This window comes from Microbacterium sp. Au-Mic1 (assembly GCF_021341785.1).
Lineage (GTDB): Bacteria > Actinomycetota > Actinomycetes > Actinomycetales > Microbacteriaceae > Microbacterium.
Window position 1 is genome coordinate 35,501 of record NZ_JAJTTF010000004.1, and the last position, 21,018, is coordinate 56,518.

The 21,018-nt window shown below is 70.9% G+C and carries 18 protein-coding genes; 10 read left to right on the forward strand and 8 right to left on the reverse strand.

Going from position 1 to position 21,018, the window contains the following annotated elements:
* Positions 1 to 40: 40 nt before the first annotated feature.
* Together LXM50_RS06400 and LXM50_RS06405 are read right to left on the reverse strand one after the other, a co-directional pair.
* Entirely contained in the window at positions 41 to 1,765 is a 1,725-nt protein-coding gene (locus LXM50_RS06400) for a phospho-sugar mutase (RefSeq protein WP_233310479.1), read from the reverse strand.
* Complete coding sequence (locus tag LXM50_RS06405) at positions 1,762 to 2,592, reverse strand: purine-nucleoside phosphorylase (RefSeq protein ID WP_233310480.1); 831 nt, start codon at positions 2,590 to 2,592, stop codon at positions 1,762 to 1,764. The genes LXM50_RS06400 and LXM50_RS06405 overlap by 4 nt, the downstream gene beginning before the upstream one ends.
* A 175-nt stretch (positions 2,593 to 2,767) precedes the next feature.
* On the opposite strand from LXM50_RS06405, the gene LXM50_RS06410 reads away from it, so the two are divergent.
* Positions 2,768 to 4,216: an NAD(P)H-quinone dehydrogenase gene (locus tag LXM50_RS06410; RefSeq protein ID WP_233310481.1), complete on the forward strand. Its 1,449-nt coding sequence runs from the start codon at positions 2,768 to 2,770 to the stop codon at positions 4,214 to 4,216.
* Positions 4,217 to 4,279: 63 nt separating this feature from the next.
* Here the strand turns inward: LXM50_RS06410 and LXM50_RS06415 are convergent, their stop codons facing one another.
* Together LXM50_RS06415 and LXM50_RS06420 are read right to left on the reverse strand one after the other, a co-directional pair.
* Entirely contained in the window at positions 4,280 to 6,049 is a 1,770-nt protein-coding gene (locus LXM50_RS06415; RefSeq protein WP_233310482.1) for a biotin carboxylase N-terminal domain-containing protein, read from the reverse strand.
* A 106-nt stretch (positions 6,050 to 6,155) separates the two neighbouring features.
* Entirely contained in the window at positions 6,156 to 6,815 is a 660-nt protein-coding gene (locus tag LXM50_RS06420) for a nucleoside triphosphate pyrophosphatase (protein WP_233310483.1), read from the reverse strand.
* Between the two features lie 73 nt (positions 6,816 to 6,888).
* Here LXM50_RS06420 and LXM50_RS06425 point away from each other — a divergent pair, with 73 nt between their 5' ends.
* The 4 genes from LXM50_RS06425 (at position 6,889) to LXM50_RS06440 (ending at position 11,173) form a co-directional block, all read left to right on the forward strand.
* Positions 6,889 to 8,148 carry a class I SAM-dependent RNA methyltransferase gene (locus tag LXM50_RS06425; protein WP_233310484.1) on the forward strand — a complete coding sequence of 420 codons (1,260 nt, stop codon included), beginning with the start codon at positions 6,889 to 6,891 and terminating at the stop codon, positions 8,146 to 8,148.
* Between the two features lie 69 nt (positions 8,149 to 8,217).
* Complete coding sequence (locus LXM50_RS06430; protein ID WP_233310485.1) at positions 8,218 to 8,883, forward strand: response regulator transcription factor; 666 nt, start codon at positions 8,218 to 8,220, stop codon at positions 8,881 to 8,883.
* 59 nt (positions 8,884 to 8,942) lie between these two features.
* On the forward strand, positions 8,943 to 10,169 hold the full coding sequence (locus LXM50_RS06435) for a sensor histidine kinase (protein WP_233310486.1): 1,227 nt from the start codon (positions 8,943 to 8,945) through the stop codon (positions 10,167 to 10,169).
* Positions 10,166 to 11,173 (forward strand): hypothetical protein, encoded by a 1,008-nt coding sequence (locus LXM50_RS06440; protein ID WP_233310487.1) that lies wholly within the window; start codon positions 10,166 to 10,168, stop codon positions 11,171 to 11,173. Before LXM50_RS06435 ends, LXM50_RS06440 begins: the two co-directional genes overlap by 4 nt.
* Positions 11,174 to 11,562: 389 nt before the next feature.
* Here LXM50_RS06440 and LXM50_RS06445 read toward each other — a convergent pair whose 3' ends face one another.
* Entirely contained in the window at positions 11,563 to 11,787 is a 225-nt protein-coding gene (locus LXM50_RS06445) for an acyl-CoA carboxylase subunit epsilon (RefSeq protein WP_233310488.1), read from the reverse strand.
* A complete protein-coding gene (locus tag LXM50_RS06450; RefSeq protein WP_233310489.1) occupies positions 11,784 to 13,373 on the reverse strand; it encodes an acyl-CoA carboxylase subunit beta in 1,590 nt (529 codons plus the stop codon). The genes LXM50_RS06445 and LXM50_RS06450 overlap by 4 nt, the downstream gene beginning before the upstream one ends.
* Before the next feature lie 136 nt (positions 13,374 to 13,509).
* On the opposite strand from LXM50_RS06450, the gene LXM50_RS06455 reads away from it, so the two are divergent.
* Positions 13,510 to 14,277, forward strand: coding sequence for a biotin--[acetyl-CoA-carboxylase] ligase (locus LXM50_RS06455; RefSeq protein WP_233310490.1), 768 nt, complete (start codon positions 13,510 to 13,512; stop codon positions 14,275 to 14,277).
* Positions 14,278 to 14,301: 24 nt separating this feature from the next.
* Here LXM50_RS06455 and zapE (LXM50_RS18505) read toward each other — a convergent pair whose 3' ends face one another.
* Together zapE (LXM50_RS18505) and zapE (LXM50_RS18510) are read right to left on the reverse strand one after the other, a co-directional pair.
* The gene (gene zapE / locus LXM50_RS18505) at positions 14,302 to 14,643 is read right to left on the reverse strand and encodes an AFG1/ZapE family ATPase (protein ID WP_308192510.1); all 342 of its coding nucleotides are present in this window, start codon (positions 14,641 to 14,643) and stop codon (positions 14,302 to 14,304) included.
* Positions 14,633 to 15,295, reverse strand: coding sequence for a cell division protein ZapE (zapE, locus tag LXM50_RS18510; protein WP_267920661.1), 663 nt, complete (start codon positions 15,293 to 15,295; stop codon positions 14,633 to 14,635). Before zapE (LXM50_RS18510) ends, zapE (LXM50_RS18505) begins: the two co-directional genes overlap by 11 nt.
* Before the next feature lie 44 nt (positions 15,296 to 15,339).
* On the opposite strand from zapE (LXM50_RS18510), the gene LXM50_RS06465 reads away from it, so the two are divergent.
* The 4 genes from LXM50_RS06465 to LXM50_RS06480 all read left to right on the forward strand — a co-directional run bounded on the left by LXM50_RS06465 (position 15,340) and on the right by LXM50_RS06480 (position 20,941).
* Positions 15,340 to 17,157: an ABC-F family ATP-binding cassette domain-containing protein gene (locus tag LXM50_RS06465; RefSeq protein ID WP_233310491.1), complete on the forward strand. Its 1,818-nt coding sequence runs from the start codon at positions 15,340 to 15,342 to the stop codon at positions 17,155 to 17,157.
* Between the two features lie 109 nt (positions 17,158 to 17,266).
* The gene (locus tag LXM50_RS06470; protein WP_233310492.1) at positions 17,267 to 18,163 is read left to right on the forward strand and encodes a sugar kinase; all 897 of its coding nucleotides are present in this window, start codon (positions 17,267 to 17,269) and stop codon (positions 18,161 to 18,163) included.
* 117 nt (positions 18,164 to 18,280) lie between these two features.
* A complete protein-coding gene (locus tag LXM50_RS06475; protein ID WP_233310493.1) occupies positions 18,281 to 18,910 on the forward strand; it encodes a TetR/AcrR family transcriptional regulator in 630 nt (209 codons plus the stop codon).
* 210 nt (positions 18,911 to 19,120) lie between these two features.
* Entirely contained in the window at positions 19,121 to 20,941 is a 1,821-nt protein-coding gene (locus tag LXM50_RS06480) for a Na+/H+ antiporter (RefSeq protein ID WP_233310494.1), read from the forward strand.
* Positions 20,942 to 21,018 lie beyond the last annotated feature (77 nt).

Consider the following 21,018-nt stretch of genomic DNA (forward strand, 5'->3'; position numbering starts at 1 on the left):
GCGCGCCCCAAAACCGGGGGAGTGAGCTGGGCCGTCCGACTCAGCCGAGTCGGGCCAGCAGCTCCCGGATCGCGGAGTCCAGCGCGGCGACGGCGGCGCGGGCGGTCTCGCCCGATTCCGCCCGCGCGTCGATGTACACCTTGAGCTTGGGCTCGGTGCCGCTCGGGCGCACGATCACGCGGGAGCCGTCGGCGAGGCGGTAGCGCAGCACATCGCCGGCGGGGGCGCCCTCGGCGGCTGTGAGGAGGTCCTCCACCGCCGTGATCGCGGTCTCGCCGAACGCGGCAGGCGGATCCTGGCGCAGCGCCGCCATGATCCGGCCGATCACAGCGATGTCGTCGACGCGGATCGACACCTGCCCGCTCGCGAAGTGGCCCACCTCGGCGGCCACCTCCTCCAGTAGATCGGCGAGCGTCGCCTCGCGTCCGCGCGCCTCCGCGGCGAGGCCGAGCAGCGCCACGGCGGCGGAGATGCCGTCCTTGTCGCGCACTGTCCCGGGGTTCACGAGGTAGCCCAGGGCCTCCTCGTAGCCGAATGCGATGCCGGGAGCGCGGGAGATCCACTTGAACCCGGTGAGCGTCTCGTGGAAGTCCAGTCCGTAGCGCTCCGCCACCGCGCCGAGCGCCGGGGAGGACACGAGCGAGCACGCCAGCGATGTGCCCGGAGCAGCCGGTCCCTCTGCCGTGGCCGCGCGCGCCGCGCGCCAGCCCAGCAGCAGCCCGACCTCGTTGCCGGTGAGCCGGCGCCAGCCGCCCTCGGCAGCCGGATCGGGGATGCCGACGGCGAGCCGGTCGGCGTCGGGGTCGTTGGCGATCACGAGCTCAGCACCCAGCGTGCGCGCCTTCGCGAAGGCGAGGTCCATGGCGCCGGGCTCCTCCGGATTCGGGAAGGAGACGGTGCGGAAGGTGGGGTCGGGGTCGCGCTGCTCGCTCACCGTCCACGGTGCCGGATAGCCGGCCTCGCCGATGATGCGGGAGAAAGTCTCCCAGCCCACTCCGTGCATCGCGGTGTAGACCCAGCGCAGCCCCGCCGTGCCGACCGGGGCGGGAGCGACGGCGGCGGTGGCGGCCACGTAGGCATCGACGATGTCCTCGCCGGCGGTCTCGTAGGTCGCCGAGCGCGGGATGGCCAGGGCGTCGCCGCGATCGGCCACCTGCTGGATGTGCGCGGCGATCTCGGCGTCGGCCGGGGAGACGATCTGCGAGCCCTGATCCGCGCCGCCGAGGTAGACCTTGTAGCCGTTGTCGTTGGGCGGGTTGTGGCTCGCGGTCACCATGACGCCGGCATCGGCACCGAGGTGGCGCACGGCGAACGCGAGCACCGGGGTCGGCAGCAGACGGGGCAGCAGAATGGCCCGCAGCCCCGCGCCGGCGAAGATCTCCGCCGAGTCCTTCGCGAAGACGCGTGAGTTCTTGCGGCCGTCATAGCCGATGACGACGGTCGGTGCCGACCCGGCCGCTGCGCTGGAGGCCGCCGGCGTGGAGTCGGGCGCCTTCTCCTGCAGATAGGCCGCGAAGCCGGCGGCGGCCTGCGCCACGAGCACGCGGTTCATCCGGTTCGAGCCTGCGGCGAGCTCGCCGCGGAGGCCTGCGGTGCCGAAGGCGAGACGCGCCGAGAAGCGATCGGCGAGGTCGGCGAGGGCCGCCTCATCACCGGATCCGGCGCGCGTGATGAGCCCGGCGAGCTCGTCGCGGGTCTCCGGATCCGGATCCTGCCGCAACCAGGCGCGCGCCTGCGTGAGCAGCGCCGCCTCCTGGCCGCTCACAGCGCCCCGATCACGCGGGCCAGCAGATCCGAGATGACGGGCTCGGCCTCACGACCCGCCTCGATCACCTCCGCGTGGCTGAGCGGGGTCTTCTGGATCCCCGCGGCGAGATTCGTGATGAGCGAGAAGCCGAGGATCTCCATGCCGGCCTGTCGTGCGGCGATCGCCTCGAGGGCGGTGGACATCCCGACGATGTGACCGCCGATGGTCTTCGCCATCTGCACCTCGGCCGGGGTCTCGTAGTGCGGACCGCGGAACTGCGTGTAGACGCCCTCGTCGAGGCTCGGGTCGATCGTGCGGGCGAGGTCGCGCAGCCGCGCGCTGTACAGGTCGGTGAGGTCGATGAAGGTCGCGCCCTCGAGCGGCGAGTCCGCCGTGAGGTTGAGGTGGTCGCTGATCAGCACCGGCTGCCCCGGCTTCCAGGTCTCGCGGATCCCGCCGGCGCCGTTCGTGAGCACCATGGTCTTGGCTCCTGTGGCGGCGGCGGTGCGCACGCTGTGCACGACCCGGCGCACGCCATGGCCCTCGTAGTAGTGCGTGCGCGCGCCGATCACGAGCACGTTCTTGCCGCCGGGGGTGACGATGCTGCGGAGCGTGCCGACGTGTCCTTCGAGCGCGGGCTTGGAGAAGCCCGTGACCTCGGTGGCGGGGATGGTCGCGACCGTCTCGCCGATCAGCTCGGCGGCCTTGCCCCAGCCGGATCCGAGCGTGACGGCGATGTCGTGACGCTCGACTCCCGTGAGCCGGTGGATGTCGGAGGCGGCCTCTGCGGCGATCGCGAAGGGGTCGGCACTCGGGTCGTCGAGGGGGTGGTTCCAGTCAGCCATGAGAACGAGGATACGGCCCCGCGCCCTGGGCGGGCGAGGCGAGCGCGGAAGAGCGTCCGTCGCCCTCCCGAGTGCTCGCGACCGCGCCGATGATGCGGAACGAGCGGCGAACAGGGACCGAACGCTTCCCCGCGGGCGGGCCGGCTGATCCCGGCCGCGCGGCGGATGCGGAAGAATGGATCCCATGACCTTGATGTTCGAGCGCTCTCAGCGTGTCGCCGTGCTCGGTGGCGGTCCCGGCGGTTACGAGGCGGCGCTCGCCGCGGCACAGCTCGGCGCGGAGGTGACGCTCGTCGAAAGGGTCGGCGTGGGCGGATCCGCCGTGCTCACCGACGTGGTGCCCTCCAAGAGCCTGATCGCCACGGCCGATGCCGCTGTCGCGATCAGCGAGGCCAGCGACCTGGGGGTGCAGTTCTATGCGAAGGGCGCGGAGGGCAAGCCTCTCAAGCCGCAGGTCGCCATCAACCTCGCCGCGGTGAACAAGCGGCTGATGGCGCTGGCCGGGCAGCAGTCCGAGGACATGCGCACCACGCTGCTCGACGCGGGCGTGACGATCCTCTCCGGCCATGGCCGCCTGGACGGTCCGAACGCGATCGTCGTGTCCACCTCGGTGGACGGCACCGAGTTCGACCGCGTCGAGGCCGACACCCTCATCGTCGCCGTGGGCGCCGCCCCGCGCGAGCTCGACTCCGCCAAACCGGACGGCGAACGGATCCTCACCTGGACCCAGCTGTACGACATGAAGACGCTGCCCGAGCACCTCATCGTGGTCGGGTCGGGCGTCACCGGCGCCGAGTTCGCATCGGCCTACATGAACCTGGGCGCGAAGGTCACGCTGATCTCCAGTCGCGACCAGGTGCTGCCGGGCGAGGACCAGGACGCCGCGCACGTGCTCGAGAAGGTCTTCAAGCGCGGCGGCATGCAAGTGCTGTCCAAGTCCCGCGCGGACAAGGTCGAGCGCACTGCGAACGGCGTCACCGTGACGCTGTCGGACGGGCGCACCGTCGACGGCAGCCACTGCCTGATGGCCGTCGGATCCATTCCGAACACCGCCGGCATCGGCCTGGAGGACGTCGGCGTGGAGCTCACCGAGTCGGGCCACATCCGGGTCAACCGGGTGGCGCGCACCTCGGTCTCCAACATCTACGCCGTCGGCGACTGCACCAACTTCTTCCCGCTCGCCTCGGTGGCCTCGATGCAGGGCCGCACGGCGGTGTTCCACGCCCTCGGCGATATCGTGATCCCGCTCGAGAAGCTCAAGATCACGGCGAACATCTTCACCGCTCCGGAGATCGCCACGATCGGCTTCAGCGAGAAGGACATCGAGGACGGCGTCGCGGACGGCATCGCGTACAAGCTGCCGCTCGCCGCGAACCCGCGCGCCAAGATGCAGGGGATCCGCGACGGCTTCGTGAAGATCATCGCGCGCAAGGGATCCGGTACGGTCATCGGCGCCGTGATCGTCGCTCCGCGGGCCTCCGAGCTGATCTACCCGCTCGCCATCGCCGTCGAGCGGCGCCTCAACGTCGATCAGGTCTCGCGCGTGTTCGCGGCGTACCCGTCGATCACGAGCAGCATCACCGATGCCACGCGCGCGATGCACCAGGTGTACATCGCGAAGTGAGCCGGACGCGAAGAAGCGGCGCCCCCTCCGGGGGAGCGCCGCTTCTTCGTTCTGCGGATCCGCTCAGCTGATCGTGAGGAGCTGGTGCCCGGCGGACACCGTCGCGCCGGCGTCGGCGTTGATGTTGCCGATGACGCCGTCCTTGTGCGCCTGCAGCGGCTGCTCCATCTTCATCGCCTCGAGCACGACCACCAGGTCGCCCTTGACGACCTGCTGGCCCTCCTCGACGGCGACCTTGACGACGGTGGCCTGCATCGGCGACTTCACGGCGTCGCCGGATGCGCCGGCGTTCACGGTCTTGGCGTGGCTGCGCCGCGACGGCGGCACCGCCGCGGGGCGCCCGCCGGTGCCGACCACCGAGGCGGCGACGCGGTCGGGCAGGCTGACCTCGAGGCGCTTGCCGGCGACCTCGACGACGACCGTGTGGCGGCCCTTCGGCTCGCCCGCGGCCTCGAGCTCGCCGTCCCAGGCGGGGATGTCGTTGACGAACTCGGTCTCGATCCAGCGCGTGTACACGCCGAACGTTCCGTCCTCCGCCGTGAAGGCGGGGTCGTTCACGACCTTGCGGTGGAACGGCAGCACGGTCGGCAGACCGGAGACCTCGAATTCGTCGAGCGCGCGGCGCGAGCGCTCCAGCGCCTCGGCGCGGTCCTTGCCGGTCACGATGATCTTCGCGAGCAGGGAGTCGAACGCGCCGGAGACGACGTCGCCCGCGGTGACGCCGGAGTCGAGGCGGATGCCGGGGCCGCCGAACGTCTTGAACACGTGCACGGGGCCCGGCTGCGGCAGGAAGCCCCGGCCGGGGTCCTCGCCGTTGATCCGGAACTCGATCGAGTGGCCCTGGGGGGCAGGGTCGTCGTAGTCGATGGTGCCGCCGGCGGCGATGCGGAACTGCTCGCGGACGAGGTCGATGCCGGTGACCTCCTCGGAGACGGGGTGCTCGACCTGGAGGCGGGTGTTCACCTCGAGGAACGACACCGTGCCGTCGGCGCCGATGAGGAACTCGCATGTGCCTGCGCCGACGTAGCCGACCTCCTTGAGGATGGCCTTGGACGCCGAGTACAGCAGGGCGTTCTGCTCATCCGTGAGGAAGGGCGCGGGCGCCTCCTCGACGAGCTTCTGGTGGCGGCGCTGCAGCGAGCAGTCACGCGTCGAGATGACGACGACGTTGCCCGCGGCGTCCGCGAGGCACTGGGTCTCGACGTGACGCGGCTTGTCGAGGTACTTCTCCACGAAGCACTCGCCGCGGCCGAAGGCGGCGACGGCCTCGCGGGTCGCGGACTCGAACAGCTCGGCGACCTCGTCGAGCTCGCGGGCGACCTTGAGGCCGCGCCCGCCGCCTCCGTAGGCGGCCTTGATCGCGATGGGCAGCCCCACCTGCTCGGCGAACGCGACCACCTCGGCGGCCGTCTCGACGGGGCCGGGAGTGCCGGGGGCGAGCGGAGCGCCCACCTTCTCGGCCACGTGGCGCGCGGTGACCTTGTCGCCCAGAGCCTCGATCGCCTCGGGGGAGGGGCCGATCCACACCATGCCTGCGCCGATCACGGCGCGGGCGAACTCGGCGTTCTCGGCGAGGAATCCGTAGCCGGGGTGCACCGCGTCGGCACCGGCGCGGCGGGCCACCGACAGGATCTTGTCGATCTGCAGGTAGGTCTCGGCGCTCGTGGAGCCGTCGAGGGCATAGGCCTCGTCGGCGAGCCGGGTGTGCATGGCGTCACGATCCTGATCCGCGTAGACGGCGACGGAGGAGAGACCGGAGTCGCGCGCGGCGCGGATGATGCGGACGGCGATCTCGCCGCGGTTGGCGACGAGCACCTTGGCGATGTCAGGCATGAATGTCAGCCTATCGACAGCGCGGCCGATATTTTTGACGACTCTCGACAAGAATCGGCACAGAACGCGTCTCGGATCCTACGAAGCAGCTCTGCCGAGGGCGGGGTCAGGTCGCGGACGGGACGGCGTTCCACAGGTCGGTCCAGCGGATCCCGAGCCGTCCGGTGAGATGGCGCAGCGTCGACAGCGACATCCCGACGACCGTGGACGGATCGCCCTCGACCCGCTCGATGAAGGCGCCGCCCAGGCTGTCGACCGTGAAGGCGCCCGCCACGAGCAGCGGCTCGCCGGTGGCGACGTACCGCTCGAGCTCGGCGTCGTCGATGTCGGCGGCGAAGGTGACCGCGGCCTCCGCCACCGCGTACGCCTCCTCGGCCGGCGCGCCGGGGCGCACCAGGACGACGCTGTGCCCGGAGTGCAGCACCCCGGTGCGGCCGCGCATGGCGTGCCAGCGTGCGAGCGCGCGCTCGGGCGTGTGCGGCTTGCCGTGCACCTCCCCGTCGAGCTCGAACATGGAGTCCCCGCCGATCACGATGCCCTCGAAATCGGGGTGCACGTCGTGGATCCGGTTCGCGACCTCCGCGGCCTTCGCCCGTCCCAGCAGCAGCACGACCTCTTCGGGTGCGAGCGGTCGGCCGAGCCGCTCCGCCTCCGCCGTGGCGACCGCGTCCTCGTCCACGTCCGGGCTCAGGCAGAGGGGCTCGATGCCGCTCTGCCGCAGGAGCGCGAGCCGGGCGGGTGAGGTGGAGGCGAGACAGACGCGCATGTGACCACGCTAGCGGTGCGACGGATCCGGATCCCGCGGCGGGCCGGGCGCCGAGGTCTGGGATGATCGAGGGGTGACCGATTCCCACGCGTCCGAGGGCGCTCTTCTCGACCTCGACGTGACCGCCATCGCACACGGCGGCGTCTTCATCGCCCGGCACGAGGGGCGCGTGGTGTTCGTCTCGGACGCGATCCCCGGCGAAAGGGTGCGCGCGCGGCTGACCGAGCCGGCCGACGCCGCCGACTCGCGCTCGTTCTGGCGCGCCGAGACGGTCGAGGTGCTCGAGCCGTCCGAGCACCGGCGCCCGCATGTGTGGCCGGAGGCTGATGTCGCGCGAGCTCCCGAGCAGCGCCCCGGCGGTGCGGATCTCGGACACATCGCGATCGCGCATCAGCGGGTGCTGAAGCGACAGGTGCTGCAGGAGGCGCTGGACAGGTTCGCCGGTGGAGGGATCGCGGCCCCCGAGGTCGTCGCCACCGGAGCCGACGAGAACTGGCGCACGCGCGTCACGCTGCATGTCGACGACCAGGGACGGATCGGTCCGTTCGCCGCGCGCAGCCACCGGGTGGTGCCCGTCGCCGAGCACGTGCTCGCCCGACCCGCGATCGACGCCGCGGCACGCGATCTGAGCGGGCTGCCCGAAGGCCGGATCGAGCTCGTCGAGCCCGCTGACGGCGAGGTGCGCCGCGTGCTGCGCACCGAGGCCGAGCGGGTCGCGCACGGCGGCCGGGGGCGGCGCGGACCGAGGCGCCCGGCGCCGGAGACGATCGTCGAGCGGGTGGGCGAGCGGTCCTTCACGCTCGACGCCGACGGCTTCTGGCAGATCCATCCGGCTGCCGCGCCGCTCCTCGACGGTGCCGTGGCCGAGCTGCTCGACGGACATGTCGACCCCGACGTGGCTCATCTCGACCTGTACGGCGGCGTCGGCCTGTTCTCGGCCACCCTGGCACGACTCGGCGCGCACCGGATCACCACCGTCGAATCCGCTCCTCGCGCGACCCGGCACGCGGCCGCGAACCTGCGCGACCTCGGCGTTCATGCGGTCACGGCGCGCGTGGACCGGTTCCTGCGCGCCGGCGATGCGGGGCCGCAGGGCGTCGGCGGCGGCGTCGTGATCCTGGATCCGCCCCGCTCCGGCGCCGGTCGCGCCGTCGTGGAGGACGTCGCAGCGCTGGACCCGGTGGCGATCGCCTACGTCGCCTGCGACCCGGTCGCGCTCGCCCGGGACCTCGCCACGTTCCGCGGTCTCGGGTTCGAGCCCCGCGCTCTGCGCGCCTTCGACCTGTTCCCGCACTCCCACCACCTGGAGACCGTGGCGCTGCTGACGCGGTGACGCGCCGCGCGGTCTCATCGCGCCGGCCACGGGAGCGTCACTCGCCGGGCCACGGGATAGGGTGAGACCGTGAGCAGCGTAGCCCTGATCGACGACCACGAGTCCGTTCGTCTGGGACTCGCCGCCGCGCTCGAGCGGGCGGCCTTCGACGTCGTCTTCGCAGGCGCAGGCGTGGCCGAGTACCTCGACACGCGAAGCCGTGCGGGCGTGGCCCCTGCCGACGTCGTGGTGCTCGATCTCACCCTCGGTGACGGCACGACGGTGACCGAGAACGTCACCCGCCTCGTCGCCGACGGTTCCAGCGTGGTCATCCACAGTGTGGCCGACCGCCCGGTGTCGGTGCGCGAGGCACTCGCCGCGGGAGCCGCCGGCGTGATCAGCAAGTCCTCCCCGCTGGACGACGTGATCGCCGCCGTGCGCACGGTCGCGCGCGGTGAGGCGCTGAACAACGTCGAGTGGGCGAACGCGGTCGACGGCGACACCGCGTTCGCGGATGCGCAGCTGTCCACCCGCGAACGCGAGGTGCTCCGCCTGTATGCGACGGGGCTGCCGCTGAAGGTCGTGGCCGAGCGCCTGGGCGTGGCCTATTCGACGGCCAAGGAGAACATCACCCGCATCCGCGTCAAGTACGTGGAGGTCGGGCGCCCGGCACCCACCAAGGTCGACCTGCTGCGGCGCGCGATGGAGGACGGCATCGTGGAGGGCGCCCAGGAGGATCCGCAGGGTGTCGCCTGAACAGGGTGGACCCGCCCCGGTGAGCACGGCGTCGACGCCGCAGCCGAGGGGCTGAGCGCGTGTCGGCGGATCAGGGCCTCCGGGAGGCGTGGGAGAAGATCCCGACGCCCGGGGAGGTCGGGCAGGAGCTCGAGCGATTCGCCGGACGGCGGATCGAACGCATCATCGCGATCGTCGTCGGTGTGGGCGCCCTCGCGCTCGGCGCCCAGGCGCTGGTGAACGCCGTCGTCACTCTGCAGATCGTCGACGTCCCGCACATCCTGATGATGGCGCTCGTGTTCGTGCCCTGGGTCGCCATGCTGGTGTGCTGCATACTCGGTCGAGGTGTGCGTCTGACCGCCGGGATCTTCTTCGTCGCGTACATCGTCGATCTCCTGCTGTGGCCGTTCGTGGCGACCCACAAGAACGTCGTGCCGTCGGATCAGCCGTGGATCTTCTTCCTCGTCAATGTGGCCGGCGTCGCGGCGGTCGTCGCGTTCCCGCTCCGCGTGCAGGTCGCGTGGGCGCTCGTCGGTCCGTTCATCTACGGGACCGTCCGTCTCGCCCAAGGAGGCTTCGCGCCGGCCTTCTGGGTCGCTACGGCGTTCGACGTGTCGTTCACGCTGATCCTCGGGCTGGTGCTGGTCGCTCTGGGCTGGATGTTCCGCTCTGTCGCGAACGGCGTCGACGACGCCCGCGGGCGTGCGGTCGCGCTGTACACCGAGGCCGCCTCCGCCGAGGCGGTCGAGCACGAACGCGTCGCGGTCGCGGCGCTCATGCACGACAGCGTGCTCGCGGCCCTCATCGCCGCCGAACGCGCGAGGACCGAGCGCGAGAAGGCCCTCGCCATGGACATGGCACGTGAAGCCCTCACCCGGCTCGCGAACGCAGAGGCTCCGGCGCAGGAGGGAAGCGACGAGCCGGTCGAGGTCGAACTGCTCGCGGAGGATCTGCGCCATGCCGTGACGCAGATGGGACTCACGATCGGGGTCGAGCAGTTCGGGCACGGCGCCGTGCCCGACCGCGTCGCGCGGGCGATGGCACTCGCCGCGCGGCAGGCGATCGGCAACGCGGTGTCGCACGCCTCCGCACGCGGACTCGCCGTCGTGGTCGAGGGTCACGGCGACACCGGCCTCACCGTGAAGGTGAGCGACACCGGGAGCGGATTCGACCCGACGCAGGTCAGTGCGGACCGGCTCGGGATCCGCGCATCGATCCTGGCCAGGATGGCCGCGGTCGGCGGCGTCGCCACGATCGACTCCGACCGGCACGGCACGGTCGTCACGCTGGGCTGGTCACGGACATGAGGCTGACCGTCCGCATCGTCGCGACCGGGCTGGCGCTCGTGTTCGCCTGCTACTTCGCCGCGCGAGCGCTGGCGTGGACCGTGATGCCGTCGCGCCCGCTGCTGGTGCTGCTCGCCGTGGCGATCTATCTCGCCGTGTTCGCCGTCATCGCGGTCGTCGGGGCGAGCGAGACCGTGCGCATGCCGCGCTGGGCGGCGGCTCTGGCGCTGCTCGCGACGGCGGCGATCCCGCAACTGAGCAACTTCGGTCTGGACGTGAGCACGCTGCGCGCGCCCTATGCGACCTGGTACATCGGCGGGGTCGGGCTGATCGGCGTGGTCTGCATCGTGCGCCGCCGCCCCCTCGCCGGCTGGCTGGTGCTGCTGCTGCTGACCGTCGCCTCGACCGCGTGGATCGGCTTCCTCGACTCCCTGGGGCTGGGCCTGGTCGGATCCACGGTGTGGATGGTCATCGCCCAGCTGCTGGTCGCGTTCTGGCGGCGCGCCGTGCGCGACACCGACCGCCTGGCGGGCATACAGCAGGCCGCGTCAGCCTGGCAGGCGACGCAGATCGTCCGTCAGCGCGAGCGCCGTGAGCGCGTCCAGTACGCCCTGGCGGTCGCCGGTCCCATCCTGACCCGGGTGATCGCGACCCGGGGCGATCTGTCGGTCGAGGAGCGGCAGGAGGCGCACCTGTCGGAGGGGCGTCTGCGGGACGAGATCCGCGGCGGCGAGCTGCTCAACGAGCGCGCCCGCGCGGCGATCGAGACGGCGCGGGCACGGGGCGCCGCTGTCACCGTGTTCGACGACGGCGGGCTTGACGGTCTCGACGAGCACACCAAGGGCCGGATCCGCGAGGAGCTGGCGGATGTGCTGGCGGACTCCTCCTCGGCGCGGCTGATCATCCGCGCCCCTCGGGATGCACGGATCGCCGTCACGGTGGTGGGACGCTCGGCCGCAGGGGAGTCGTCCGACGAGGACTCGGTCGAGCTGTGGCACGAGATCCCGCGCACGCGGGAGGGTTGAGGCCCGCGGGGAACGGAACAGCGATCCCCGGAGTCGACGCAGGGCCGAGCGCCCTGGCGCTGCCGAGGGAACGCGTTGCTCTCGCAAAGCGACGTTCTGTCGCCCGCCGTCTGCGGAGGTGCCGCTTCAACGGCAGGGAGAAGAAAGGGCGAGGGGCGGCGAAGCCGCCCGCCCCTCGCCAGGTGCGGAACAGTTACCCGAAAACTGCCCGCAGAGACCGGAGATCGTCTGCCTACCCTGTGGCAGAGATCCGGTCGAACGCGAAGCGTTGCAAGAAAGAGTCTTCCGGGTTGCAAGGGGGATGTCTGTAGGTATTTTGGGGGACAAATCCGGACGGAGGTGAAAATCCCGTCACGGAGCCCCCGGGACACCGCGAATCGGCGGCGGCCTCAGCCCGAGAAACGGCCCCAGGGGACGTCTCGTCTCAGCGGGGCGCGCAGCGCGCGCTGATTGCGCCCCCAGACCGAGACCGGCTTCTGAGCGGCCACGGCATCGGCCTCCTCGGCGACGAACGCCTCGGACAGCACGGCGATGAGAGCGGCGAGCTCCTCCTCGGTGGCGGAACCGCGCAGCACCTGGATCTCGACCGCGTCTGCGGCGTCCTCCGCGCTCACAGCGGGATGTTCCCGTGCTTCTTCGGGGGCAGCTCGGCGCGCTTGCCGCGCAGCGCCCGCAGTGCCTTGGCGATCGAGACGCGCGTGTTGGCCGGCTCGATGACGCCGTCGATCTCGCCGCGTTCGGCGGCGAGGAACGGGCTGGTGACGTTGTAGGTGTACTCGTTGGCCAGGCGGGTGCGCACGGCGGCCACATCCTCGCCGGCCTCCTCGGCGCGCTTGATCTCGCCGCGGTAGAGGATGTTCACGGCACCCTGGCCGCCCATGACCGCGATCTCGGCGGTGGGCCACGCGAGGTTCACGTCGGCGCCGAGCTGCTTGGATCCCATCACGATGTAGGCGCCGCCGTAGGCCTTGCGCAGGATCACGGTGACGAGGGGCACGGTGGCCTCGGCATACGCGTAGATGAGCTTGGCGCCGCGTCGGATCACGCCGGTCCACTCCTGGTCGGTGCCCGGGAGGTAGCCTGGCACGTCGACGAGGGTGACGATCGGGATCGAGAACGCGTCGCAGAAGCGCACGAAACGGCTGGCCTTCTCGCCGGCCTCGATGTTCAGGGTGCCGGCCATCTGCGACGGCTGGTTCGCGATGATGCCGACCGAGCGGCCCTCCACGCGGCCGAAGCCGATCACGATGTTCGGGGCGAACAGCGGCTGCACCTCGAGGAACTCGCCGCCGTCCACCACGTGCTCGATGACGGTGTGGATGTCGTAGGGCTGGTTCGCGGAGTCGGGGATCAGCGTGTTGAGCGTGCGGTCCGCATCGGTCGTCTCGAACTCGAAGCCGCTCTCGTAGGTCGGCAGCTCGGCCATGTTGTTGTCGGGCAGGAAGCCGAGCAGGGTGCGCGCGTAGTCGATCGCGTCGTCCTCGTCCTCGGCGAGATAGTGCGCGACACCGGAGCGGGTGTTGTGCGTGTAGGCGCCGCCGAGCTCCTCCATGCCGACGTCCTCGCCGGTCACGGTCTTGATGACGTCGGGGCCGGTCACGAACATCTGGCTGGTCTTGTCGACCATGATCACGAAGTCGGTCAGCGCGGGACCGTACACGGCGCCGCCGGCGGCCGGGCCCATGATGATCGAGATCTGCGGGATCACACCGGAGGAGCGGGTGTTGGCCCGGAAGATCTCGCCGTACTTGCTGAGCGCGAGGACGCCTTCCTGGATGCGCGCGCCGCCCGAGTCGAGGATGCCGATGATGGGCACGCCGCTGCGCAGCGCGAACTCCATGATCTTGATGATCTTGTCTCCGGACACCTCGCCGAGCGAACCGCCGAAGGTGGTGAAGTCCTGGGAGTACACCGCGACGGTGCGCCCGTTGATGGTCCCGACGCCGGTGACCACGGAATCTCCGTAGGGCCGGTTCTTGTCCATGCCGAACGCGGTCGTGCGGTGCCGCACGTATTCGTCGAACTCGACGAAGCTGCCCGGATCGACCAGCAGCTCGATGCGCTCTCGGGCGGTCATCTTGCCCTTGGCGTGCTGCTTCTCCTTCGCCTTCGCCTCGGCCGCGACGACGGCCTCGTCGTAGCGGGCGCGGAGGTCGGCGATCTTGCCGGCGGTCGTGTAGAGGTCAGGCGTGTCCGTCACGGTTCCACATTAGCGCCGGGGGTTCCGCGTCCGTTGGATGAGGGGCACAACAGCACGGCGGGATCCTCTGTGCGGACCCTCTCAGGGTCACCGACCGCCGATGTGCTTCAACCGGTCACGCGGATAGGGTGACCGGATGAGCTTCCCGCACAGCGGGGCGGCCGCCGCCCGCCTCGAGATCGTCGCGTCCACCGGGTCCACGAACGCCGATCTGCGCGCGCATGCCGACGACGAAGCCGGCTGGCCGCACCTGTCCGCGATCCTCACCGAGGATCAGGTCGCCGGGCGGGGGCGCCTCGACCGTGTGTGGACGACGCCACCCGGATCGGCGCTGGCCCTGTCGGTGCTGCTGCGCGTGCCCGCGATCCCGATGGCCGAGCGGGGGTGGATCCCGCTGGCGGCGGGGCTCGCCATGGCGGACGCGATCGCGGCGCAGCTGCCCGAGCGGGTCGTGGGAGTGAAGTGGCCCAACGACGTGCTGGTGGGGGAGCGCAAGATCTGCGGCATTCTCGCCGAGGCGATCGGATCCGATGCGGTGATCGTCGGGTCGGGCGTGAACACGACGATGACGCAGGAGCAGCTCCCGGTCGACACGGCGACCTCGTTCGCGGTGGAGGGCGTGCAGGCCGATCTGGACCTGCTCGTCGCCGGGTACCTGGCCCGGCTGGACGGGTGGATCGACGGGCTCGCGGATCACGGCTCCGCGGTCGCGAGCGGGTTGCGCGACGCGGTCTCCGCGCGCTGCGTCACGCTCGGCCGCACCGTGCGGGTGATGCTTCCCGGTGGGGCCGACCTGGTCGGGGAGGCGACGGGCCTCGGCGAGGACGGCTGCCTGATCATCGACGCCGAGGGCGCAGAGCACCGGATCGCGGCCGGCGACATCGTGCACCTTCGGCTGGTCTGACGGCGCTGCGACGGGACGAACGGGTCACTCGCGCCCCAGCGCGGAGATGCGGCTGAGAGCACGCTCCAGCGACCGTGCCGGCACCGCCGTGTCCAGCGGGCGGACCGGAGGTGCCGTCGAGCGCACCTCGAGCCGGATGTCGCGGTCGTAGAGCACGTCGATCAGATGGCAGAACCGGAGCAGCGCCTCGCGGTGCACCGTACGCAGATCCGGGACGTCGAGGAGCAACAGTGCGCGGGTCCGGTCGGCGAGCCAGAGGTACTGGGGCGTGCCGAGCGGTGCACCGCAGAGGTCGTCGAAGGTCGCGGTGATCCGCTCAGTCGACCACTCGCGTACCGTGAGGCCGATGCCGCTCTCAGTCGTCACGCCGATCGCCCGAGCAGGTTCGCGGGCGGGGGCGAGGGCCCAGGATCGCCGCCGAGAAGCCGGCGGTGGCGCGCATCTCCGGCACGATGCCCCGGTAGTCGGCGCCGTCCGCGACCTCGATGACGTCGAGGTGCTGCTCGATGATCCGGATCGCGGGGACGAAATGCTCATGCCACAGGCCGGGCATGAGATCGTCCGGGGCATCGTTCGAGGTCGCGATCAGCAGCACGTTCCGCTCGACGAGGTGTCGCAGCATCGCCGTGAGATAGACGGCGTCGGCCACGTCGTGCACGTGGAACTCATCGAACAGGATCGCCCTGGATCCACCGATGAGGCGGTTCAACGTGCGGTCGAGTGGCACCCGTCGCGCTCCGAGAGTGCTCTGGAGCTCGAGGAAGAAATCGTGGAAATGCACCCGGCGCTTCCGGCGTGTGGGCAGCGTGGCGAAGTACGCCTCGGCGAGCAGCGACTTCCCGCGTCCGACGCCGCCCCAGAGGTAGGTGCCGTGGCGGTGCGGCGCCGCGAGCGCCGCCGCGGCCTCGATCTGCGCGGCATCGAGCAGGATCTCGGTGGGCAGGTGCCTCATGACATCCCCGCCGCGGGCCGTCAGGGGATGGGCTCCGTCCTGCACAGCATGCGGGAGCGCGGTCATCCTCCGAGCGTAGCGAGGGGCGGCCCGACTACCCTGGATCCGACATGGCACATCTCCTCGGGGCCGAAGGCCTCCATCTCGAGTTCCCCACCCGGATCGTCTTCGACTCCGTCACCCTCGGCATCGAGGAAGGGGACCGGATCGGCATCGTCGGCCGCAACGGCGACGGCAAGTCCAGCCTGCTCGCGATGCTCGCGGGCCGCCTGGATCCCGACGCGGGGCGCGTGACCGTGCGCGGCGGCACCACGATCGGGGTGCTCGACCAGGCCGACGTGCTCGACGACGCGCTCACCGTCGGCGGGGCGATCGTGGGCGACACCCCGGAGCACGAGTGGGCCGGCGATCCGAAGGTCCGCGACGTGATCGACGGTCTCGTCAGCGACCTGGACTGGAACGCCTCGGTCGCGGATCTCTCCGGCGGCCAGCGTCGTCGGGTGGCGCTGGCCACACTCCTCGCCGGCGATTGGGACATCATCGGGCTCGACGAGCCCACCAACCACCTCGACGTCGAGGCGATCGGCTGGCTCGCGGAGCACCTGAAGAAGCGCTGGCCGGCGAGCCAGGGCGCGCTCATGGTGGTCACGCACGACCGCTGGTTCCTGGACGAGGTGTGCACCGAGACCTGGGAGGTGCACGACCGGATCGTCGAGCCCTTCGAGGGCGGATACGCCGCCTACATCCTGCAGCGCGTCGAGCGCGACCGGATGGCGGCGGCGAGCGAGGCGAAGCGGCAGAACCTCGCCCGCAAGGAGCTCGCCTGGCTGCGCCGCGGTGCCCCAGCCCGCACCTCGAAGCCCAAATTCCGGATCGACGCGGCGAACGAGCTCATCTCCGACGTGCCGGAGATCCGCGACCGGATCGGCCTGCAGTCGCTCGCCGTCTCGCGCCTCGGCAAGGACGTGGTGGATCTCATCGACGCCGGCGTGACCTTCCCCGCCTCCGGGTCCGCACCGGAGCGCGAGGTGCTGCGCGACGTGGAGTGGCGGATCGCGCCGGGGGAGCGGACCGGGATCCTCGGCGTCAACGGCGCGGGCAAGTCGACCCTGCTCGGCCTTGTGGCGGGCACCCTGTCGCCCACGAGCGGCCGGGTCAAGCACGGCAAGACCGTGCAGGTGCGCACGCTCACCCAGCGTCTCGACGAGTTGCAGGATGTGTGGGATGAGCCCGTGCGTGTCGTGATCGGCCGCCTGCGCACGACCTACACGTTCGGAACCGGATCCAAGGCAGCCGAACTGACGCCCGGGCAGCTGCTGGAGCGCCTCGGCTTCTCCTCGGCACAGCTCTCGACCCCGGTGAAGGATCTCTCCGGCGGCCAGCAGCGCCGCCTGCAGCTGCTGCTCGTCCTGCTGGATCAGCCCAACGTGATGATCCTCGACGAGCCCACGAACGACATGGACACGGACATGCTGGCGGCGATCGAGGATCTCCTCGACTCGTGGCCCGGCACGCTGCTCGTGGTGAGCCACGACCGCTACTTCCTGGAGCGCGTGACCGACCAGCAGTACGCGATCCTGGACCGGCGTCTGCGCCACCTCCCGGGCGGGGTGGACGAGTACCTGCGGCTGCGGGCGCTCGAGCAGAACCACCCGAACCAGGCGAGCGCAGGATCCGCGTCCGCGCCGGCGGCCGAGTCGGCTCTGAGCGGCGCCGATCGCCGCGCGGCGGAGAAGGAGCTGACGGCGCTCGAACGCCGCATGCAGAAGCTCGCGGCGCAGATCGACCAGGCCAGGCACGCCCTCGCCGACCACGACCAGTCCGACTACGCGGGCCTCGGCGACAGGATGAAGGAGATTTCGGCGCAGGAGGCCGAGGTCGAAGAGCTCGAGCTGCGCTGGTTCGAGCTCACCGAGCAGCTGGGCTGAGCGCCGAGGACCGCGTCGAGCGACCCCTATGGGGAGTGCTTTTCGTGTGCTTGTTGCACATGATGCAACGGCTGTTGCGTGTTCTGGGGCAATGGGAGAGAATGCCCGAATGGCATCTGAAGACGTTCCTGCGCTGATCGCGATCGGCGAGAGCATGGCGATGGTGGCTCCGAGCAGGGCGGAGTCCCTCCTCGACGCGGAGAGCATCCGGCTCCGGGCGGCGGGCGCCGAGTCCAACGTGGCCGGGCACGTGGCGGCGCTCGGTGGCGGAGCTGCCTGGGTGAGCGCGCTCGGCGACGACGTGCTCGGACGTCGTGTGCACCAGGAGATCGCGGCGCAGGGCGTCGACACCCGCTGGGTGTCGTTCGATGCGACCGCGCCCACGGGCGTCTTCTTCAAGGACCCGGGTCGCGGGGTCAGCTACTACCGCGCGGGTTCCGCCGCTTCGCGGATGACGCCGGACGCCGTCGCGCGGATCCCGCTGGAGCAGGCCCAGGTCGTGCATCTCTCGGGGATCACTCCCGCGCTCTCGGACGACTGCGCCGCGATGATCGAGTCGGTGTTCGAGCGCGTCGCCGCGAGTGGCGCGCTGCTCAGCTTCGATGTGAATCACCGTGCCGGATTGTGGTCGGTCGAGGATGCGGCCCCGATTCTTCGCGATCTCGCGAATCGCGCCGACATCGTGTTCGTAGGACGCGACGAGGCGGAGACGCTCTGGGGGCGCCCGTCGGCGGACGACGTGCGTGCGCTGCTCCCCGCGCCGACGCGACTGATCGTGAAGGACGGAGACGTCGGCGCCACCGAGTTCTCCGCGTACGGTCCCGCCTTCGTGCCCGCGATCCCGACCGACGTGGTGGAGCCCGTCGGAGCCGGCGATGCCTTCGCCGGGGGCTACCTCGCCGGCCTGCTGCGCGGATGGAACGTGCAGGAGTGTCTGCGGAGCGGGCATGAGCGGGCGCATCTGGTGCTCCAGTCGACGAGCGACAGTGCGCCGGCTCGCGCCTGACGGCGACCGGTTCGGGCCCACTGCGGCGAGGAACCCGCGTGTGCGGCGCAGCAACTGCCCGCGACGTGAGATCGCCGGCCCCGTTGCCCGGCGCTCGACGCTCAGTAGTCTGAGGGGATGACACCGGGAGCCGCGCCGGACGCGACGCGGATGAAGCTCCTCGCGGCAGCCGCCGAGGAGATCGTCGACCGCGGTTACTCCGGGGCCTCGCTGTCTCGGACGGCGGAGCGCATCGGACTCACCAAGGGCGCATTCAGCAGACATTTCCCGACCAAGGATTCGATCGTCGACGCCATCGTCGCGGCGGCTGCGGAACGGTCTCCCGACATCCTCCGCATGGCAGGAGAGGGGTTTCCGGGAAGCCCGATCCGGGCCTGCATCCTCGCGATCGGCGGGATCGCCGCCGCCGCACGTGACGACCCGCTGATCTCCGCGTCGCTTCTGCTGGTGCAGGATCCCGCCATCGACGTCGTGCGCGTCGCGCCATTCCGTCGGCTGGTCGCGGACATGCTCCGCGCGCCCTTGAGCGCTGCCGTCGAAGAGGAGGGGTACGCCCTCGTCATGTCCGTCGACGACGCCGTGCAATTCCTCCTCGTCGTGCTGACCGGCTTCCTCTCGTCCCGTCGCTTCGACCAGACATTCGGGCCTCGTCAAGAGCTCATCTTCATGCAGGCAGCGCTCGTCGGCATCGGCGTGCCGGATGCGGAGGGGATCGTCCTGGACGTGCTCCGGAGGCTCGGCTTCTGAGCCGGCTGCGGATCGGGTGTCCGCCCGTGTTACGCTCGCTGACGGGGGTGTAGACGATCGTCTATTCGCCGGGGGACGCAGTCCGTCGTCATGGATGTGGGGACATCGATGGCGACGGACTCCCACCCGGGAATACCGTGGTCCTACGCGGTGCTGTGCTCTGGGCGGACGGCACTCGCGGTCCGCACGCGAGACGAGAGGAGGCCGCACATGGAAGGTCTCGAAGTCACCGTCCTGCTGGGGCTCACGATCCTCACGGGCGCCCTGCTCGCACCGCGGCTGCGGCTCGCGATGCCGCTCGTGCTCGTCATCCTCGGCCTCGCGCTGGGTTTCGTCCCCGCGCTGCGTGAGATCCAGCTGCCGCCGGAGACCGTGCTGCTGCTGTTCCTGCCGGTCATGCTGTTCTGGGAGAGCCTGACCACGTCGCTGCGCGCGATCCGGCGCGATTTCCGCTACATCCTGCCCATGAGCACGCTGCTCGTCGTGGCCTCCGCCTTCGCCGTCGCGGGGATCGGCCTGCTGTTCGGGCTGCCCTGGGAGACCGCGCTGATCCTGGGCGCGGCGGTCGCGCCGCCCGACGCCACTGCGGTCGCGGCGCTCGGCCGGCTGCTGCCGCGGCGGATGTTCATGAAGCTCAAAGCGGAGAGCCTCACCAACGACGGCACGGCCCTCGTCCTGTACGCGATCGGGATCTCGCTCGCGGTCGGCGGGCACATCACGCCGCTCAGCGTGACGTGGTCGGTCGTCGTCTCCTACGTCGGAGGCATCGCAGCCGGTGTGGCGGTCGCGGCGCTCGGGTACTTCCTGCTGCGAGCGATCGGATCCACGATCGTGATCAACACCACGCTGCTGCTGATCCCGTTCGTCGCGTTCCTCCTGGCGGAGCTGATCGGCGCCTCCGGGGTCCTCGCCGTGGTCGTCGCCGGGGTGATCATCGCGTACGTGTCGCCGACCGTGACCACGGCGCAGTCGCGGCGGCAGGCCGAGTCCGCGTGGCCGTTCGGGGTGTTCCTGCTCAACGGCGCGCTGTTCGTCCTCATCGGGCTCGAGGTGCAGTACGTCGTGCACCAGATCTCGGCCGGCGCGATCGGGCGCCTTGTCCTCGTCACGCTCGTGGTCTGGGTCGCGCTGCTGGTCGTGCGCTATCTGTTCCAGCTGCTCAGCGTGCCGTTCTACCAGCGCACCGGACCGCGCCCGCCCCGTGGCGTCCGGGCACGCTCGCGCGTGCTGAGCACGTTCGCGGGCATGCGCGGGGCGGTGTCGCTCGCGATCGCGCTGTCGGTGCCTGCGGGCGCCGTCGCCGGGGGAGAGCTGGACGGCCGCGACGAGATCGTGTTCGTGACGGCCGGTGTCATCCTGCTGAGCCTGCTGGTGCAGGGCACTCTGCTGCCGGCGATCGTGCGGTGGGCGCGCATCTCGGCCGATCAGGGCGAGGTGGAGGAGTACGAGCTCGCCGAACGCACGATCTCGGGCGCGGCGCTCTCCGCGCTGGACGACCTCGCGGTGCGACACGAGGTCAGCGACGAGGTGCGCGACCGGATCCGGTTCGAGGGCTACCAGATGCTCGAGTACACGAACGCGCGCACCCTCGCCCGGGAGCAGGCCCTCGTGGACGCCGAGGTCAAGGCGCTGGATGAGATGCTCGGCCAGCCAGACCCGCTCGCCGCGGGGACGGAGCCGGAAGAGGTGGCGGGCGGGTCCGACGACATCGGGTCCGACGGCATCGGCGGCGAGCCGATCGACGCCGGTGATCCGGGTCCGGTCGGCGGATCCGCGCCGCACCGCACGCTCATCGAGGGTGCGACGCTGCAGATGATCGCGACGTCCGAGGACGTCGACCTGATGCAGCGCTCGCCGCTGGTCCGCCACGACGAGTTCATGCGACTCAAGCTGGCGCTGCTGGATCGCAAACGGGAGGTGCTGCTGGGTCTGCGCCGTTCCGGGACGGTCGACGACCTCGTCGTGAGACGGATCTCCGCGCGGCTCGACCTCGAGCAGCTCCGTCTGCAGGGGCTCGAGGAGTTCGACTGACGGGAGGTGCTGCTCGTCGGCCGTCTCGTACTCCGGTAGTACGACAGGCGACGAGGATCACTCCGCAGAAGGACGCG

Bases quoted from the DNA above. Each gene is read 5' to 3' on its own strand.
- LXM50_RS06405 (WP_233310480.1), bottom strand. From the start codon at position 2,592: ATGGCTGACTGGAACCACCCCCTCGACGACCCGAGTGCCGACCCCTTC.
- LXM50_RS06410 (WP_233310481.1), top strand. From the start codon at position 2,768: ATGGATCCCATGACCTTGATGTTCGAGCGCTCTCAGCGTGTCGCCGTG.
- LXM50_RS06415 (WP_233310482.1), bottom strand. From the start codon at position 6,049: ATGCCTGACATCGCCAAGGTGCTCGTCGCCAACCGCGGCGAGATCGCC.
- LXM50_RS06420 (WP_233310483.1), bottom strand. From the start codon at position 6,815: ATGCGCGTCTGTCTCGCCTCCACCTCACCCGCCCGGCTCGCGCTCCTG.
- LXM50_RS06440 (WP_233310487.1), top strand. From the start codon at position 10,166: ATGAGGCTGACCGTCCGCATCGTCGCGACCGGGCTGGCGCTCGTGTTC.
- LXM50_RS06455 (WP_233310490.1), top strand. From the start codon at position 13,510: ATGAGCTTCCCGCACAGCGGGGCGGCCGCCGCCCGCCTCGAGATCGTC.
- zapE (WP_267920661.1), bottom strand. From the start codon at position 15,295: ATGACCGCGCTCCCGCATGCTGTGCAGGACGGAGCCCATCCCCTGACG.
- LXM50_RS06465 (WP_233310491.1), top strand. From the start codon at position 15,340: ATGGCACATCTCCTCGGGGCCGAAGGCCTCCATCTCGAGTTCCCCACC.
- LXM50_RS06470 (WP_233310492.1), top strand. From the start codon at position 17,267: ATGGCATCTGAAGACGTTCCTGCGCTGATCGCGATCGGCGAGAGCATG.
- LXM50_RS06475 (WP_233310493.1), top strand. From the start codon at position 18,281: ATGACACCGGGAGCCGCGCCGGACGCGACGCGGATGAAGCTCCTCGCG.
- LXM50_RS06480 (WP_233310494.1), top strand. From the start codon at position 19,121: ATGGAAGGTCTCGAAGTCACCGTCCTGCTGGGGCTCACGATCCTCACG.